At 70.6% G+C, this 14,109-nt stretch carries 12 protein-coding genes and 1 tRNA gene; 11 read left to right on the forward strand and 2 right to left on the reverse strand.

From position 1 onward, the window contains the following. Positions 1-223: 223 nt before the first annotated feature. Positions 224-763 (forward strand): YwqJ-related putative deaminase, encoded by a 540-nt coding sequence (locus B072_RS0110105; protein ID WP_018529820.1) that lies wholly within the window; start codon positions 224-226, stop codon positions 761-763. Beyond that, positions 763-1,269 (forward strand): SUKH-3 domain-containing protein, encoded by a 507-nt coding sequence (locus tag B072_RS0110110; RefSeq protein WP_018529821.1) that lies wholly within the window; start codon positions 763-765, stop codon positions 1,267-1,269. Before B072_RS0110105 ends, B072_RS0110110 begins: the two co-directional genes overlap by 1 nt. A 179-nt stretch (positions 1,270-1,448) precedes the next feature. On the opposite strand, the gene B072_RS0110115 is transcribed toward B072_RS0110110, so the two are convergent. Further along, the gene (locus tag B072_RS0110115) at positions 1,449-2,765 is read right to left on the reverse strand and encodes a sensor histidine kinase (RefSeq protein WP_026245649.1); all 1,317 of its coding nucleotides are present in this window, start codon (positions 2,763-2,765) and stop codon (positions 1,449-1,451) included. Between the two features lie 208 nt (positions 2,766-2,973). Between B072_RS0110115 and B072_RS0110120 the strand changes: the two genes are divergently transcribed. From B072_RS0110120 to B072_RS0110145, 6 genes are all read left to right on the forward strand, one after another. Beyond that, positions 2,974-3,045, forward strand: a tRNA-Gln gene (locus B072_RS0110120). A 166-nt stretch (positions 3,046-3,211) separates the two neighbouring features. Further along, on the forward strand, positions 3,212-4,666 hold the full coding sequence (glmU, locus tag B072_RS0110125) for a bifunctional UDP-N-acetylglucosamine diphosphorylase/glucosamine-1-phosphate N-acetyltransferase GlmU (RefSeq protein ID WP_078506372.1): 1,455 nt from the start codon (positions 3,212-3,214) through the stop codon (positions 4,664-4,666). Between the two features lie 127 nt (positions 4,667-4,793). Then, a complete protein-coding gene (locus B072_RS0110130) occupies positions 4,794-5,771 on the forward strand; it encodes a ribose-phosphate diphosphokinase (protein ID WP_018529824.1) in 978 nt (325 codons plus the stop codon). Between the two features lie 198 nt (positions 5,772-5,969). Continuing rightward, positions 5,970-6,557, forward strand: a complete 588-nt coding sequence (locus B072_RS0110135) for a 50S ribosomal protein L25/general stress protein Ctc (protein ID WP_018529825.1) — start codon at positions 5,970-5,972, stop codon at positions 6,555-6,557. Positions 6,558-6,638: 81 nt separating this feature from the next. After that, a complete protein-coding gene (gene pth / locus B072_RS0110140; protein WP_018529826.1) occupies positions 6,639-7,232 on the forward strand; it encodes an aminoacyl-tRNA hydrolase in 594 nt (197 codons plus the stop codon). Between the two features lie 52 nt (positions 7,233-7,284). Further along, positions 7,285-7,752: a hypothetical protein gene (locus tag B072_RS0110145; RefSeq protein ID WP_051127140.1), complete on the forward strand. Its 468-nt coding sequence runs from the start codon at positions 7,285-7,287 to the stop codon at positions 7,750-7,752. 9 nt (positions 7,753-7,761) lie between these two features. Here the strand turns inward: B072_RS0110145 and ppc are convergent, their stop codons facing one another. After that, positions 7,762-10,500, reverse strand: coding sequence for a phosphoenolpyruvate carboxylase (gene ppc / locus B072_RS0110150; protein ID WP_018529828.1), 2,739 nt, complete (start codon positions 10,498-10,500; stop codon positions 7,762-7,764). A 302-nt stretch (positions 10,501-10,802) separates the two neighbouring features. On the opposite strand from ppc, the gene B072_RS0110155 reads away from it, so the two are divergent. The 3 genes from B072_RS0110155 to B072_RS0110165 all read left to right on the forward strand — a co-directional run bounded on the left by B072_RS0110155 (position 10,803) and on the right by B072_RS0110165 (position 14,080). Beyond that, positions 10,803-11,783: an acyl-CoA desaturase gene (locus tag B072_RS0110155; RefSeq protein ID WP_018529829.1), complete on the forward strand. Its 981-nt coding sequence runs from the start codon at positions 10,803-10,805 to the stop codon at positions 11,781-11,783. A gap of 12 nt (positions 11,784-11,795) precedes the next feature. Beyond that, positions 11,796-12,485, forward strand: a complete 690-nt coding sequence (locus B072_RS0110160; RefSeq protein ID WP_026245651.1) for a TetR/AcrR family transcriptional regulator — start codon at positions 11,796-11,798, stop codon at positions 12,483-12,485. 191 nt (positions 12,486-12,676) lie between these two features. Beyond that, positions 12,677-14,080, forward strand: a complete 1,404-nt coding sequence (locus B072_RS0110165) for a sulfatase (RefSeq protein WP_018529831.1) — start codon at positions 12,677-12,679, stop codon at positions 14,078-14,080. Positions 14,081-14,109 lie beyond the last annotated feature (29 nt).

The raw sequence follows: 14,109 nt of genomic DNA on the forward strand, positions 1-14,109 counted from the left end.
TGTCGACGGTTGCTGGTCGTGACAGCCTATGCGGTCGTACGACACCGGTCACCGGCCCTCCGGTTCCATGACCAGCAGTCACCCCACTGTCACCACCCCGTGACGATCACGCACGTCCCGGCCATATCAAGGGGCCCGACTTCCGCACCGCCCGCCCCATTTGGCACTCTGTCCAGGCAACCTGGGGGATTGCAGCGGGAAACCGCAGGAGGGGAAGCACCACATGAACAGCGGCATCGCACAGCCCGTCACGGACACCGGGTCCGGGGCCGACCCACGCGTGGGCTGGAGCGCCACCGAAACCGCCCCCGCCCCCGTGCTGCGCGGACGCCGCGACGGCATCCTGCCCACGGTCGCCGCCGCCCTGTCGGTGCGCGGCTCCACCCTCACGTCCACCGCGGCCCGCGGCGAACAGGCGCCCGCGCTGCACCCGTTGGTCCAGGACTTCCTCGATACGCTGACCAGCGGGCAGCGCGACCGCTTCACCGGCCGCTGCGCCGAGGCCATCCTCATCTCCCGGCACCTCGCGGCGACCGACAGCGAGCGCACCGAGAAGTCGAAGCGCGCCCGCCGCAGACCGATGACGATGAGCGAGGCCCGCAAGGCCCTCAAGCACGCGAAGCTCACCACCCGCCGCATCCGTGAGGACGGCGACCCGCTGCACGGTGGCTTCGCCCGCCCCTGCCGCGCCTGCGCCGCCCTGACGGCCCACTTCGGCGTACACGTGGTAGACCCGACCGCCGAGGACGAGGCCCCCCACTGATGTCCAACTCCCCCTCCACCAACGGCACTTCGAGCTCGCGCTTCACCGAGCCCGTCGACGCGGCGCTGCGCGCGGCGGGCTGGCAGTCGGGCCGCTGGGACATCAAGCAGGCCGAGTTCTGGGCCGACGCCCTGCGCACCCATGTCTCCCCCGCGGGCCACCGTCACTCCGTCTTCCCTGCGGCGGTCGAGGCCTGGGCCGAGTTCGGCGGCCTCCATCTGACCCCCACGGGTCCCGGGCGCCACGTGGCCCCGTCCCAGCCGCACCTCGACCCCCTGCACGGCCTGCACATGGCCCGCACCCTCGGCGACCTCGGCCGCGCCCTCGACACGGAGGTCTGCCCGCTCGGCGCCGAGTCCGGCACGGAGGCCCTGCTGGCGATCGACACGGAGGGCCGCGTCTACGCCCTCGACCACAGCGGCGACTGGTACCTGGGCGCCACGATCGACTCCGCCCTCGAAACCCTGGTCACCGGGGCTCAGCCGTCCCGGCTCCAGGCGGAATAGCCGTCTGCCCCCTCAGGCTCTCGCCGTCGGCTCAAGGCCGGTGGGGGCTGGTCGCGCAGTTCCCCCGCGCCCCTGACAGCGAGCTCCGCTCGCTCCAGGGGAAGGCTGCGCGCAGCGCATGCCTTCAGGGGCGCGGGGAACTGCGCGACCAGCCACGACGAAAGCCGCGCCCGACAGACTCACCCCGCAGGCAGCACCGCCGACACCCGGAAACCCCCCGCGTCGGTGGGCCCGGACACGAAGACGCCGCCGAGCCCGGCCACCCGCTCCTTCATCCCGATCAGCCCGTTCCCGCCGGACGGCAACCCCACGGAGGCCCCCGCGGCCACCGGCGGCGACTCGTTCTCCACCTGCATCGCGATCTCCGCCCCCCGATGCGCGAGCCGCACATACGTCTTGGCGCCCGCCGCGTGCTTGTGCACGTTCGTCAGCGCCTCCTGCACCACCCGGTAGGCCGTCTGCTCCACCGTGGCGGCGTACACCCGCACGTCTCCCTCCACGGTCATCTCCACGACCATCCCGGCCGCCCGCGACTGCCCGACCAGTTCCTCCACCTCGGCCAGACAGGGCCCGTTCTCCGCCTCCTCCTCGGCCCGCGACGCCGCGGCCGCCGCGGCCACGCCCACCGCCTCCAGCGGCACCGCGCGCCCGCGCTCCCGCTCCGGCACGGCCTCGCCCGCGCGCAGCACGCCGAGCATCTCGCGCAGCTCCGTCAGCGCCTGCCGCCCCATGTCGCCGACCAGCGCGGCGTTCTTCACGGCCTTCTCGGGGTCCTTGCGCGCCACCGCCTGCAGCGCCGCCGCGTGCACCACCATCAACGACACCCGGTGCGCGACCACGTCGTGCATCTCCCGGGCGATCCGGGTCCGCTCCTCGCCGCGCGCCCACTCGGCCCGCTCCTCGGCCCGCTCCGCGAGCAGCAGCAGCTCCCGCTCCAGCGAATCGTTCCTCTCCTGCAGGCTCTCCATCAGCCGCCGCCTGGCGCCGACGTACATGCCCAAGAGCAGCGGCGGGGCGGTCAGGCCCAGCGCCGTGGTGATGGCGATGAAGGGGATGAACCAGCTGCCCACCTGGAACGCGTCGACCCCGTGCGCGGCGTCCTGCTGCGCCCGCACCACGGCCACGATCAGCGTGCCCGCGAACGACATGGCCGCCAGCGCGCCGATGATCCGCCGCGGCATCTCGGACGCGGCCAGCGAGTACAGCCCGACGATGGTCAGGAGCACGCCCATCTGCGCCGGCGTGATCGCCACCGACACCAGGACCACCGCGATCGGCCAGCGCCGCCGCAGCACCAGCGTCGCCCCGGCCAGCACGCCGAAGACGATCCCCACCGCCGCCGGCAGCCCGGCCTTGTGCGCGAACGAAACTCCCTCGACCGCGCACTCCGCGGCCGACACCACCCCCAGTCCCCCATCGAACAGCGCGCTGCGCCGCCGCTCCCACCACCACGGCCCCCCGGCCGCGGCTCGGTGAACTTCCCCCGTCGTGGTCATGCCTCCACCCTACGGTCGCCGGGCGCCCGGTTTCCGGCGAGTTTTGCCTACTGCGTCACACCGCACCCGGCGACCGAACAGGGTCGAAACGGCACACCCCACCGGCGCCTGCGCGAACCTGTACCGTCGCACGGAAGGCACTCGGTACGGCATAGTGTTGGGTGCCCGCTCGCCGACCTGACGTTCTGTCCGGTTCCGTCGAGTTCGGTCCCCTGTGGTGTAATTGGCAGCACTGTGGCTTTTGGTGCCATCTGTCCGGGTTCGAGTCCTGGCGGGGGAGCTCTTCTCACCTCGGGGCTCGCTCCGAGCCCCCATCGGGTTCACATCCGGCTTCACTTCGGGTCCTGACCGCAAAGGTCGGGGCCCGCCCTTATTTCCCAACGGAAACCCCCCGGTATCCTGCGAATGTCCACCCCACATCGCATCCACAGCCGAAGGGCACACCCGTGAGCGCCAACCGCCCGGCCGCCGTCGTCGTACTTGCAGCGGGTGAGGGCACCCGTATGAAGTCGGCCACTCCGAAAGTCCTGCACGAGCTCTGTGGCCGCTCACTGGTCGGCCACGTCCTGGCCGCCGCACGGGAGTTGAGCCCCGAACGGCTGGTCGTGGTCGTGGGCCACGAACGCGAGAAGGTCACCGCGCACCTGAGCGTCATCGACACCGGGGCCCGCACCGCGGTCCAGGACGAGCAGAACGGCACGGGCCACGCCGTCCGCATCGGCCTGGAGAGCATCGACCCGGCCGGCTCCCTCGACGGCACGGTGATCGTCGTCTGCGGCGACACGCCGCTGCTGACCGGCGGGACGCTCCAGGACCTGGCCGCCACCCACGGCGCCGACGGCAACGCGGTGACGGTGCTGACCGCCGAGGTCCCGGACGCGACGGGCTACGGCCGCATCGTGCGCGACGCCGCGACCGGCGCGGTGACGGCGATCGTCGAGCACAAGGACGCGACCGAGGCGCAGCGCGCGATCGGTGAGATCAACTCGGGCGTCTTCGCGTTCGACGGCCGCCTGCTGGCCGACGCCCTGAAGAAGGTGCGTACGGACAACAGCCAGGGCGAGGAGTACCTGACCGACGTCCTCGGCATCCTGCGTGAGGCCGGCCACCGGGTCGGCGCGTCCGTGGCGCGCGACCACCGCGAGATCGCCGGCATCAACAACCGCGTACAGCTCTCCGAGGCCCGTCGCATCCTGAACGACCGCCTCCTGAACCAGGCGATGCTGGACGGCGTCACGATCATCGACCCGGCCTCCACCTTCGTCGACGTGACCGTCACGTTCGAGCGCGACGCCACCGTGCTTCCCGCCACGCAGCTGCACGGCGCCACGCACATCGCCGAGGGCGCGGTCGTCGGCCCCAACACCCGCCTCACGGACACCACGGTCCACGCGGGCGCGCGCGTGGACAACACGGTCGCCGTCAGCTCCGAGGTGGGGCCCCAGGCGTCGGTCGGCCCGTTCGCGTACCTGCGCCCCGGTTCGCGCCTCGGCGTGAAGGCGAAGGTCGGCACGTACGTCGAGACGAAGAACGCGACGATCGGCGACGGCACGAAGGTGCCGCACCTCTCCTACGTCGGTGACGCGACGATCGGCGACTTCACGAACATCGGCGCGGCCAGCGTCTTCGTGAACTACGACGGTCAGGACAAGCACCACACGACGATCGGGTCGCACTGCCGGACCGGATCGGACAACATGTTTGTGGCGCCTGTCACGGTCGGGGACGGCGCGTACACCGCCGCGGGCTCGGTCATCACGAAGGACGTGCCGGCCGGTTCACTCGCCGTCGCCCGGGGCCAGCAAAGGAATATCGAGGGTTGGGTGGCGCGCAAGCGTCCGGGGAGCGCGGCCGCGAAGGCGGCCGAAGCGTCCACCAGGGAGCCCGGCAGCGAGGGCTGACCGGAAACAGGTGCGTCCGACACGGCGTACCGTGATAGGTGCACACGATTCGCCTGGCTCGCTGCTATAGGGACGCGCGGGCAGCTGCGGCGGACGTACTCGTCTGAGGTCTGAGGAGACTAGTGCTGTGACCGGGATCAAGACGCAGGGCGAGAAGAAGCTGATGCTCTTCTCAGGCCGCGCCCACCCCGAGCTTGCCGAGGAGGTCGCGCACCAGCTCGGTGTCGGGATCGTCCCGACCAAAGCCTTCGATTTCGCCAACGGCGAGATCTACGTCCGCTACCAGGAGTCCGCACGCGGCGCCGACTGCTTCCTGATCCAGAGCCACACGGCTCCGATCAACAAGTGGATCATGGAGCAGCTGATCATGATCGACGCGCTGAAGCGCGCGTCGGCCCGCTCCATCACCGTGATCGTGCCGTTCTACGGTTACGCGCGGCAGGACAAGAAGCACCGCGGACGTGAACCGATCTCGGCGCGTCTGATCGCGGACCTGCTGAAGACGGCGGGTGCGGACCGCATCCTCGCCATCGACCTGCACACGGACCAGATCCAGGGCTTCTTCGACGGCCCGGTGGACCACCTGTTCGCGCTGCCGATCCTGGCGGACTACGTGGGCGCGAAGGTGGACCGCGACAAGCTGACCGTCGTCTCCCCCGACGCCGGCCGCGTGCGCGTCGCCGACCGCTGGTGCGACCGTCTGGGCGCGCCGCTGGCGATCGTGCACAAGCGTCGCGACAAGGACGTGGCGAACCAGGTCACCGTGCACGAGGTCGTCGGTGACGTGAAGGGCCGCGTCTGCGTCCTGGTCGACGACATGATCGACACGGGTGGCACGATCTGCGCCGCCGCCGACGCCCTGTTCGCGCACGGCGCCGAGGACGTCATCGTGACGGCGACGCACGGTGTGCTCTCCGGCCCCGCCGCGGACCGCCTGAAGAACTCCAAGGTGAGCGAGTTCGTCTTCACGAACACGCTGCCGACGCCCAACGAGCTGGAGCTCGACAAGATCACGGTCCTGTCGATCGCCCCGACCATCGCCTCCGCGGTGCGCGAGGTCTTCGAGGACGGCTCGGTGACCAGCCTCTTCGAGGGCGAAGCGTGATCTCGTAGCCGAAGATCCATTTGGGTACGGCCTTCCTCGCCGAGTAGACTGCCAAAGTTGCTCGGCGAGGGAGGCCGTACTTCTGTTCTCGGAAGTATCCGGCTGTCCGTTATCGACGCGCTCTTCGTAGCAGGCCGTTCGTGGCCGGGTGACCAGCCCTTCGGGGTTTCCCCAAGTTCTACGAGGAGTTGAGAGCACATGTCCGAGGTCAAGCTCGCCGCCGAGACCCGTTCCGAGTTCGGCAAGGGCGCCGCCCGCCGCATCCGCCGCGAGAGCAAGGTTCCCGGCGTCGTCTACGGTCACGGTGGCGACCCGATCCACATCACGCTGCCGGGCCACGAGCTGCTGCTCGCCCTGCGCACGCCGAACGTCCTGCTCTCCCTGGAGCTCGAGGGCAAGACCCAGCTGGCCATCCCGAAGGCCGTGCAGCGCGACCCGCTGAAGGGCTTCCTCGAGCACGTCGACCTGCTCCTCGTGAAGAGCGGCGAGAAGGTCACCGTCGAGCTCCCGATCCTGACCGAGGGCGAGCTGGCCGCCGGTGCCAACCTGCTGGAGCACGTGCTGAACACGCTCTCCGTCGAGACCGAGGCCACGCACATCCCGGAGTCGGTCACCGTCTCCATCGCGGGCCTCGACGCCGGTGACGCCGTCTACGCCAAGGACATCACGCTGCCCGCCGGCACCACGCTGGCCACCGACGCGGACGCCGTCGTCCTTCAGGTCCTGGCCGCGCAGGCCGAGGAGGCCCCGGCCGACGCCGCGGGCGACGAGGCCGCGGAGGCCTGAGCCTTCGTCGTATGACCTGGTGTACGGGGTGGTGGGCACGGTCCACCACCCCGTACAGCTATCTCTAGCGGAGGAAAGTGCATGTCCGACGAGAACGCTCCCTGGCTGATCGCCGGGCTCGGCAACCCCGGCCCCGAGTACGCGATGAACCGGCACAACGTCGGCTTCATGGTGGCCGATCTCCTCGCGCGGCGGATGGGCGCCAAGTTCAAGCGGGCGACCAAGGGGCAGGCCCAGGTCGTGGAGGGGCGGATCGGTCCGCCAGGACCGGCCAACCGCCGCGTCATCCTGGCCAAGCCGATGTCGTACATGAACGTCTCCGGTGGCCCGGTGACGGCGCTGCGCGACTTCTACAAGGTGCCGACGGAGCGCATCGTGGCCGTCCACGACGAGCTGGACATCGACTACGGCGTCCTGCGCCTCAAGCTGGGCGGCGGCGACAACGGGCACAACGGTCTGAAGTCGATGACGAAGGCCATGGGCCCCGACTACCACCGGGTGCGGTTCGGCATCGGCCGGCCCCCGGGGCGGATGCAGGTCGCGGACTTCGTGCTGAAGGACTTCTCCTCGGGCGAGCGCAAGGAGCTCGACTACTTCGTGGACCGGGCCGCGGACGCCGTCGAGGCGCTCGTGACCGAGGGCCTGGAGCGGGCACAGTCCTCGTACAACTCCTGACCGTCACACGGATGGTTGACCATTCGCACATCCATGGCCAAAGATCGCGGCCATGGCTTCAGCGGTGTCGGTCTCCCGAACGGTCGCGTCGGCGGCTCTTGCCCTTCTTGTCCTGGTCGCCGGGTTCTGGGCGTCCTGGGGGACGGCGCAGCACGTGGTGTTCTCCAAGGGCCGCGAACGCGGGCACATGACGGTGACGCGGTGCGCGGGCAGCACCTGCGCCGGGTCCTTCGTGCCCTCCGCCGAGGGACCCGTGCGGCATCCGAAGGTGACGATCGGCCGCTCGGTCGGCGAGAAGAAGGGCGTCCGGCTGCCCGTGGTGCTCAAGCCGGACTCGGCGACGGCCGTGCGGACCGGGGCCGCAGGCTTCTTCAAGGCGTGGATCCCGCTGGGCGGCGCGCTGCTGCTGGCGTGCGTCGTGCTCGCGGGCGGAATGCGCAACCGGCGCCTCGCGTGGATCACGGGAGGCGCCGGTGTCGTTCTGCTGACGGCCGCCTGGGCGACGGCCGCCGTCTTCTAGGTCGGGCGGTCAGCCGGTGTTGCGCAGACCGGCCGCGACACCGTTGACGGTGAGCAGCAGGGCCCGGCCGAGGGTCGGGTCCGGCTCCTGGCCCGCGGCGGCGTCGTCGCGCTGCCGCTTGAGCAGGGCGACCTGGAGGTACGAGATCGGGTCGAGGTAGGCGTCGCGGATGGCGAACGTCTGCTTCAACACGGGCTGCGCGCCGAGGAGTTCGGACTCCCCGGTGATGCGCAGGACCTCGGCGACGGTGAGCGCGTGCTCGGCCTCGATGTCGGCGAACACGTGCTTGAGCTCGTCCGGGACGAGCGTGTCGACGTAGTGGCGGGCGATGCGCAGGTCGGTCTTCGCGAGCGTCATCTCGACGTTGGAGATGAAGTTGCGGAAGAAGTGCCAGCGCTCGTTCATCTCGTCGAGGACGGTGTCCAGACCCGCCTCGCGCAGCGCCTTGAGGCCGGAGCCCACGCCGAACCAGCCGGGCACGATCTGCCGGGACTGGGTCCAGCCGAACACCCACGGGATGGCGCGCAGGCCGTCGAGCGAGGCGTCCGAGCCGGGGCGGCGGGAGGGCCGCGAGCCGAGGTGCAGGTCGGCGAGCTGGTCCACCGGCGTCGACACGAGGAAGTAGGACGGCAGGTCCGGGTCCTCGACGAGCTTGCGGTAGGCGGCGTGGGCCGCGTCGCTCACCACGTCCATGGCGGCGTCCCAGCGGGCGAGAGCCTCGTCGGACTGGCGCGGCGCGGTGTGCAGGGCGGAGGCCTGCAGGGTGGCCGCGACGGTCAGTTCCAGGTTCTCCCGGGCCAGCGACGGCACCAGGTACTTGTCACTGATCACCTCGCCCTGCTCGGTGACCTTGATCTCGCCCTCCAGGGTTCCCCAGGGCTGGGCGAGGATCGCGTCGTGCGAGGGGCCGCCACCGCGGCCGACGGTGCCGCCGCGGCCGTGGAAGAGGCGCAGGCGGACGCCGTAGCGGTGCGCGACGTCACGCAGCCGGCGCTGGGCGCGGTGGATCTCCCACTGCGAGGTGGTGATGCCGCCGAACTTCGAGGAGTCGGAGTAGCCGAGCATGACCTCCTGCACGTCCCCGTTCAGCGCGACCAGGCGCCGGTAGGACGGGTCGGAGAGCATGTCCTCCAGGATCGTGTCCGCGGCCTTGAGCTCGTCGGTGGTCTCCAGGAGCGGCACGATGCCGATCTTGGCCCAGCCGGCGTGCAGGTCGATGAGACCGGCCTCGCGGGCGAGCACGGTGGCGGCGAACACGTCGTCGGCGCCCTGGCACATCGAGATGATGTACGACTCGATGACCTCGGGCCCGAACACGTCGAGGGCCTTCTTGACCGTGTGGAAGACACCGAGGGTCTTCTCACCGGCGGCGTCCAGCGGCGCCGGGGTCGGACCCAGCGGACGGCGCGAGCGCAGCTCCTTGGCGAGCAGCTTGCCCCGGTAGTCGCGGGGCATGTCGGCGTAGCGCCAGGACTCCTCGCCGAGCCGGTCGAAGAGCTGACCGAGGGCGTGGTGGTGGGCGTCCGCGTGCTCGCGCACGTCCATGGTGGCGAGCTGCAGACCGAACGCGGACAGGGTCCGGATCGTACGGTTCATGCGGCCCTCGGCGAACAGGCCGCCGCGGTGCTCGCGCAGCGAGGTCTGGATGAGGGTCAGGTCGTGCAGCAGCTCGGCGGTGCCGAGGTAGTCGCGGCCGTCGACGTGCGGTGTGTTCTTCGCCAGCCGGTCCTTGGTGTTCTCCAGCTTCTGCCGGATCGCGGTGGCCTTGAGCCGGTAGGGCTCCTCGGCGTTCAGCCGCTTGTAGCGGGGGCTGATCTCCGGGAGGCGCTCCAGGTCGGCCTGGAGGGAGCTGAGCAGCTCCTCGGTGGCGCCCGTGTAGCGGATCGAGTTCGACAGGAAGCCGCGCAGCTCGTCGATCATGTCGAGCGCGTCGTTGATGCCGTGCTCGTGCTGGAGGATCAGGACGTCCCAGGTGACCTGCGGGGTCACGTTCGGGTTGCCGTCGCGGTCGCCGCCGATCCAGGTGCCGAAGGTGAGCGGGCGGGTGTGCTCGGGCAGCGTGACGCCGACGCGCTCCAGCTCGGCGGTCAGGTCCTCCAGGACGTCGCCGACCGCACCCGCGTGCAGCTCGTCCAGGTAGTAGATCGCGTTGCGCGACTCGTCGGTCACCTCGGGGCGTACGACGCGCAGCTCGTCGGTCTGCCACACCAGGTCGATGTTCTCGGCGAGGCGGGTGTCGTAGCGGCGGCGGTCGGTCTCCAGGACCGGCGTCTCGAGCAGCTCGGCGATGCGGCGGAGCTTGTTGAGGACCGAGCGGCGGGCGGCCTCGGTCGGGTGCGCCGTGAAGACGGGGCGCACGTTGAGGTTCTGCACCGTCTGGCGCAGGTGCTCCGGGTCGGCGTCCTTGAGGCGGTCCGCGGTGCGGGCCAGCAGGCCGCCCTCGGCGGCGCGCATGGCGCGCAGCTCGCGGCCACGGTGCACCTGCTCGGTGACATTGGCCAGGTGGAAATACGTGGAGAAGGCGCGGACCAGCTTGGCCGCCGTCTCCAGTTCGGTACCGCGCAGCAGCTCGGCGGCGGCCTCGCCGTCCTCGCGCGTCAGCTGGCGGACCTTCTCGACGAGTTCGAGGAGCTCAGGCCCCTCCTGGCGTACGAGCGTCTCGCCCAGCAGATCGCCGAGACGGCGGATGTCGGCGCGCAGCTCGGCACTGGTGCTCGTCGCAGCGGTCTGATCGTCGGCACTGCTCACAGGTGCGGCTCCTTGCAGTGGTGAAGCTCGTCTGGAGGGAAGAGTCCCCTAAACCGGGTAGTACTCCGGGGTGGAGATTCAGAGCGGACCGCGCTGTCCGACCGTTCCCAAGGATATGTGCCCGTGCGCGCGGCACCGGCCGGGGCCTCTTGCCTCCGAGCTGCGCACTGCCATACTTACGACTCCGTAGGTTACGGAACGGTAGGTACGACGTGCGCACACCGTCGGCGGCGCCCCGTGATCCTGTGGATCTCCTGACCCGTCTCAGCCCTTCTCAACCCTCGACTTACAGGGGACGTCCCATGGCCACCACTTCCGATGTGATCGACGATGCCCCGCGGCAGACGTCCGCTCCGCTGCCGTCGGCGACGCTGGGCGGTGAACAGAAGCGCTCGCTGGAGCAGATCACACTGCTCCTGTTCATCGCGGTGCCGTTCCTGGCCCTGCTCGCGGCGGTGCCGCTGGCCTGGGGCTGGGGTGTGAGCTGGCTGGACCTCGGCCTGCTGGTGCTCTTCTACTACGTCGGCTGCCACGGCATCACGATCGGCTTCCACCGCTACTTCACGCACGGCTCCTTCAAGGCCAAGCGGCCGCTGCGGATCGCGCTGGCGATCATGGGTTCGCTCGCGGTGGAGGGTCCGCTGGTGCGCTGGGTCGCGGACCACCGCAAGCACCACAAGTTCTCCGACGCGGAGGGCGACCCGCACTCGCCGTGGCGGTACGGGGAGACGGTGCCGGCCCTGCTGAAGGGCCTGTGGTGGGCGCACATGGCCTGGATGTTCGACGAGGAGCAGACCCCGCAGGAGAAGTACGCCCCGGACCTGATCAAGGACCCGGCGATCCGCGCGATCTCCCGCCAGTTCGTCATGTGGACGCTCGTCTCGCTGTTCCTGCCCGCACTGATCGGCGGCCTGGTGACGATGTCCTGGTGGGGCGCGTTCACGGCCTTCTTCTGGGGCTCGCTGGTGCGGGTGGCCCTGCTGCACCACGTGACCTGGTCGATCAACTCGATCTGCCACGCGGTCGGCAAGCGCCCCTTCAAGTCCCGCGACCGCTCCGGCAACGTGTGGTGGCTCGCGGTCCTGTCCTGCGGCGAGTCCTGGCACAACCTGCACCACGCGGACCCGACCTCGGCGCGGCACGGTGTGATGCGCGGGCAGGTCGACTCCTCGGCCCGGCTGATCCGCTGGTTCGAGCGGGCGGGATGGGCGTACGACGTGCGCTGGCCGTCCAAGGACCGGATCGCGTCGCGCCGCAAGGCTGATGCCGCCGACGCCGCCTGACCCCGGCACGGCATGATGGGAGTCGTGGCGACCGACTCAAGCACCCCGAGCAGTGACAAGCCCGACAAGCAACCGACGCGGCGCGTGCGCCGTACGCGGATGACGGGGGCCGAGCGACGCCAGCAGCTCCTGGAGATCGGCCGCACGGTGTTCGCCGCGAAGGGGTTCGAGGGCACGTCGGTGGAGGAGATCGCGGCGAAGGCCGGGGTCTCCAAGCCGGTGGTGTACGAGCACTTCGGTGGCAAGGAGGGCCTGTACGCGGTCGTCGTGGACCGCGAGATGCGCCAGCTCCTCGACATGGTGACCAGCTCGCTGACCGCCGGGCACCCGCGTGAACTGTGCGAGCAGGCGGCGTTCGCGCTCCTCGACTACATCGAGGAGTACACGGACGGCTTCCGCATCCTGGTCCGCGACTCCCCCATCCCGCAGTCCACGGGCTCCTTCGCCTCGCTGATCTCGGACATCGCCACGCAGGTCGAGGACATCCTGGGCCGCGAGTTCAAGGCCCGGGGCTTCGACCCGAAGCTGGCGCCGATGTACGCGCAGGCGCTGGTCGGCATGGTGGCGCTGACGGGCCAGTGGTGGCTGGACGCCCGCAAGCCGAAGAAGGCCGAGGTCGCCGCGCACCTGGTCAATCTGGCCTGGCACGGCCTCGACGGGCTTGAGCCGAAGCCGCGGCTGATAGGGCACCGGAAGAGCTAGGCGCCCCCGAAAGGGGCGCGGGGCCGTGTCGATGTACGGCCCCGCCGCGTGGGCCTCTCACGCACGGCAATGAACCAGCAACAAACCCTTCGCGCTCCGTGCATGGATCCGGCCCGGGCCCGCGCCTAGCGTTCTCGTACCGACACCATCCCCACCGCCGTCCCGCACGCAGACGAGAGGGTCAGTTTGTCATGAGCACCTCCAGTACGTCCGGCAGCGCTTCCGGTCCCACCCGCCGCGGAATCCTCGGCACCGCGGCGGCCGTCGCCGCCGGTGCCGGCCTGCCCGCGCTCGCCGCCTCCCCCGCCCGGGCCGCCGCCGCCCGCCCCAACGTGCTGCTGATCGTCACCGACGACCAGCCCAAGCAGACCGAGTGGGCCACCCCGAAGACCGTCGCCTGGCTGGCCGGCCAGGGCGTGCGCTTCACCAACGGCCACGTCACCACCCCGCTGTGCGCCCCGTCGCGGTCCTCGGTCTTCTCCGGCCGCTTCGCCCACAACCACGGCGTCCGCAACAACGGCGCCTCGCACGCCCTCGACCAGCACACCACCCTGCAGCGGTACCTGAAGCAGGCCGGCTACCGGACGGGCCTGTTCGGCAAGTACCTCAACTCCTGGGACGTCGCCGACAACCCGCCGCACTTCGAGGACTTCGCGCTGCTCAGACCCTCGTACGTGAACGGCACGTTCAACGTGAACGGGACCGTGCGGACCGTCGACGGCTACACCACCACCGTGATCAAGGAGCGCGCCCTCGCCTTCCTCGACAAGTCCCGTACCGACGAACGCCCTTGGTTCGCCTACGTCACCCCCTACGCCTCGCACGGCCCCCGCACCCCCGAGCCCAAGTACGCCGGCACCGAGGTGCCCGCCTGGGACGGCCGCCCCTCCGTGCCGGAGGCGGACCGCAGCGACAAGCCGCCCTACGTGCGCAACGCCACCCAGACCCTGGCGGACGGCCGCCGGGTGCGCGCCGAGCAGCTGCGCACCCTGCGCTCGGTGGACGACGCGGTCCAGGCGCTCCACGACAAGCTGGCGGCCCTGGGCCAGCTGGACAACACCCTGGTCATCTACATCGGCGACAACGGCTTCAACTGGGCCGACCACGGCCTGACCGGCAAGGGCGTCCCGTACCGCCCCGCGCACGAGGTGCCGTTCTACCTCTCCTGGCCCGGCGGCGGACTCGGCGGCGGCACCACCGACCACCGCATCGTGGCGAACATCGACATCGCCCCCACCGTCCTCGACGCGGCCGGGATCACGGCGGACACCCCGCACGACGGCCGCTCGCTGCTCAGCGGCTACTCCCGCGACCACCTGCTCGTCGAGTGGTGGAAGCAGGGCACCGGGGCCGGGCAGCGGACCTGGTCGTCGTACGTCTCCAAGGACCGCCAGTACACGGAGTACTACGACCTGCACACCGACGCCGCGGGCACGGTGAGCGGCACCGGGCAGGTCGGGTTCCGCGAGTACTACGACCTCCAGGCGGACCCGTACCAGCTGAGCAACAGCCTCTACCGGGCCACGCCGGCGCAGGAGAAGGCCCTCGGCGTCCCGGACCTCGCGGCCGCCCTGGCCGCGGACCGCACCGCCTGACGACGCCGTTCGACCACGCCTGCCGAGAG

This window comes from Streptomyces sp. HmicA12 (genome assembly GCF_000373565.1).
In the GTDB taxonomy this organism is placed as follows: domain Bacteria; phylum Actinomycetota; class Actinomycetes; order Streptomycetales; family Streptomycetaceae; genus Streptomyces.

Coding starts and splice junctions, on each gene's coding strand:
- B072_RS0110105 (WP_018529820.1), top strand. CDS start 224: ATGAACAGCGGCATCGCACAGCCCGTCACGGACACCGGGTCCGGGGCC.
- B072_RS0110110 (WP_018529821.1), top strand. CDS start 763: ATGTCCAACTCCCCCTCCACCAACGGCACTTCGAGCTCGCGCTTCACC.
- B072_RS0110115 (WP_026245649.1), bottom strand. CDS start 2,765: ATGACCACGACGGGGGAAGTTCACCGAGCCGCGGCCGGGGGGCCGTGG.
- B072_RS0110135 (WP_018529825.1), top strand. CDS start 5,970: ATGTCCGAGGTCAAGCTCGCCGCCGAGACCCGTTCCGAGTTCGGCAAG.
- pth (WP_018529826.1), top strand. CDS start 6,639: ATGTCCGACGAGAACGCTCCCTGGCTGATCGCCGGGCTCGGCAACCCC.
- B072_RS0110145 (WP_051127140.1), top strand. CDS start 7,285: ATGGCTTCAGCGGTGTCGGTCTCCCGAACGGTCGCGTCGGCGGCTCTT.
- B072_RS0110155 (WP_018529829.1), top strand. CDS start 10,803: ATGGCCACCACTTCCGATGTGATCGACGATGCCCCGCGGCAGACGTCC.
- B072_RS0110160 (WP_026245651.1), top strand. CDS start 11,796: ATGATGGGAGTCGTGGCGACCGACTCAAGCACCCCGAGCAGTGACAAG.
- B072_RS0110165 (WP_018529831.1), top strand. CDS start 12,677: ATGAGCACCTCCAGTACGTCCGGCAGCGCTTCCGGTCCCACCCGCCGC.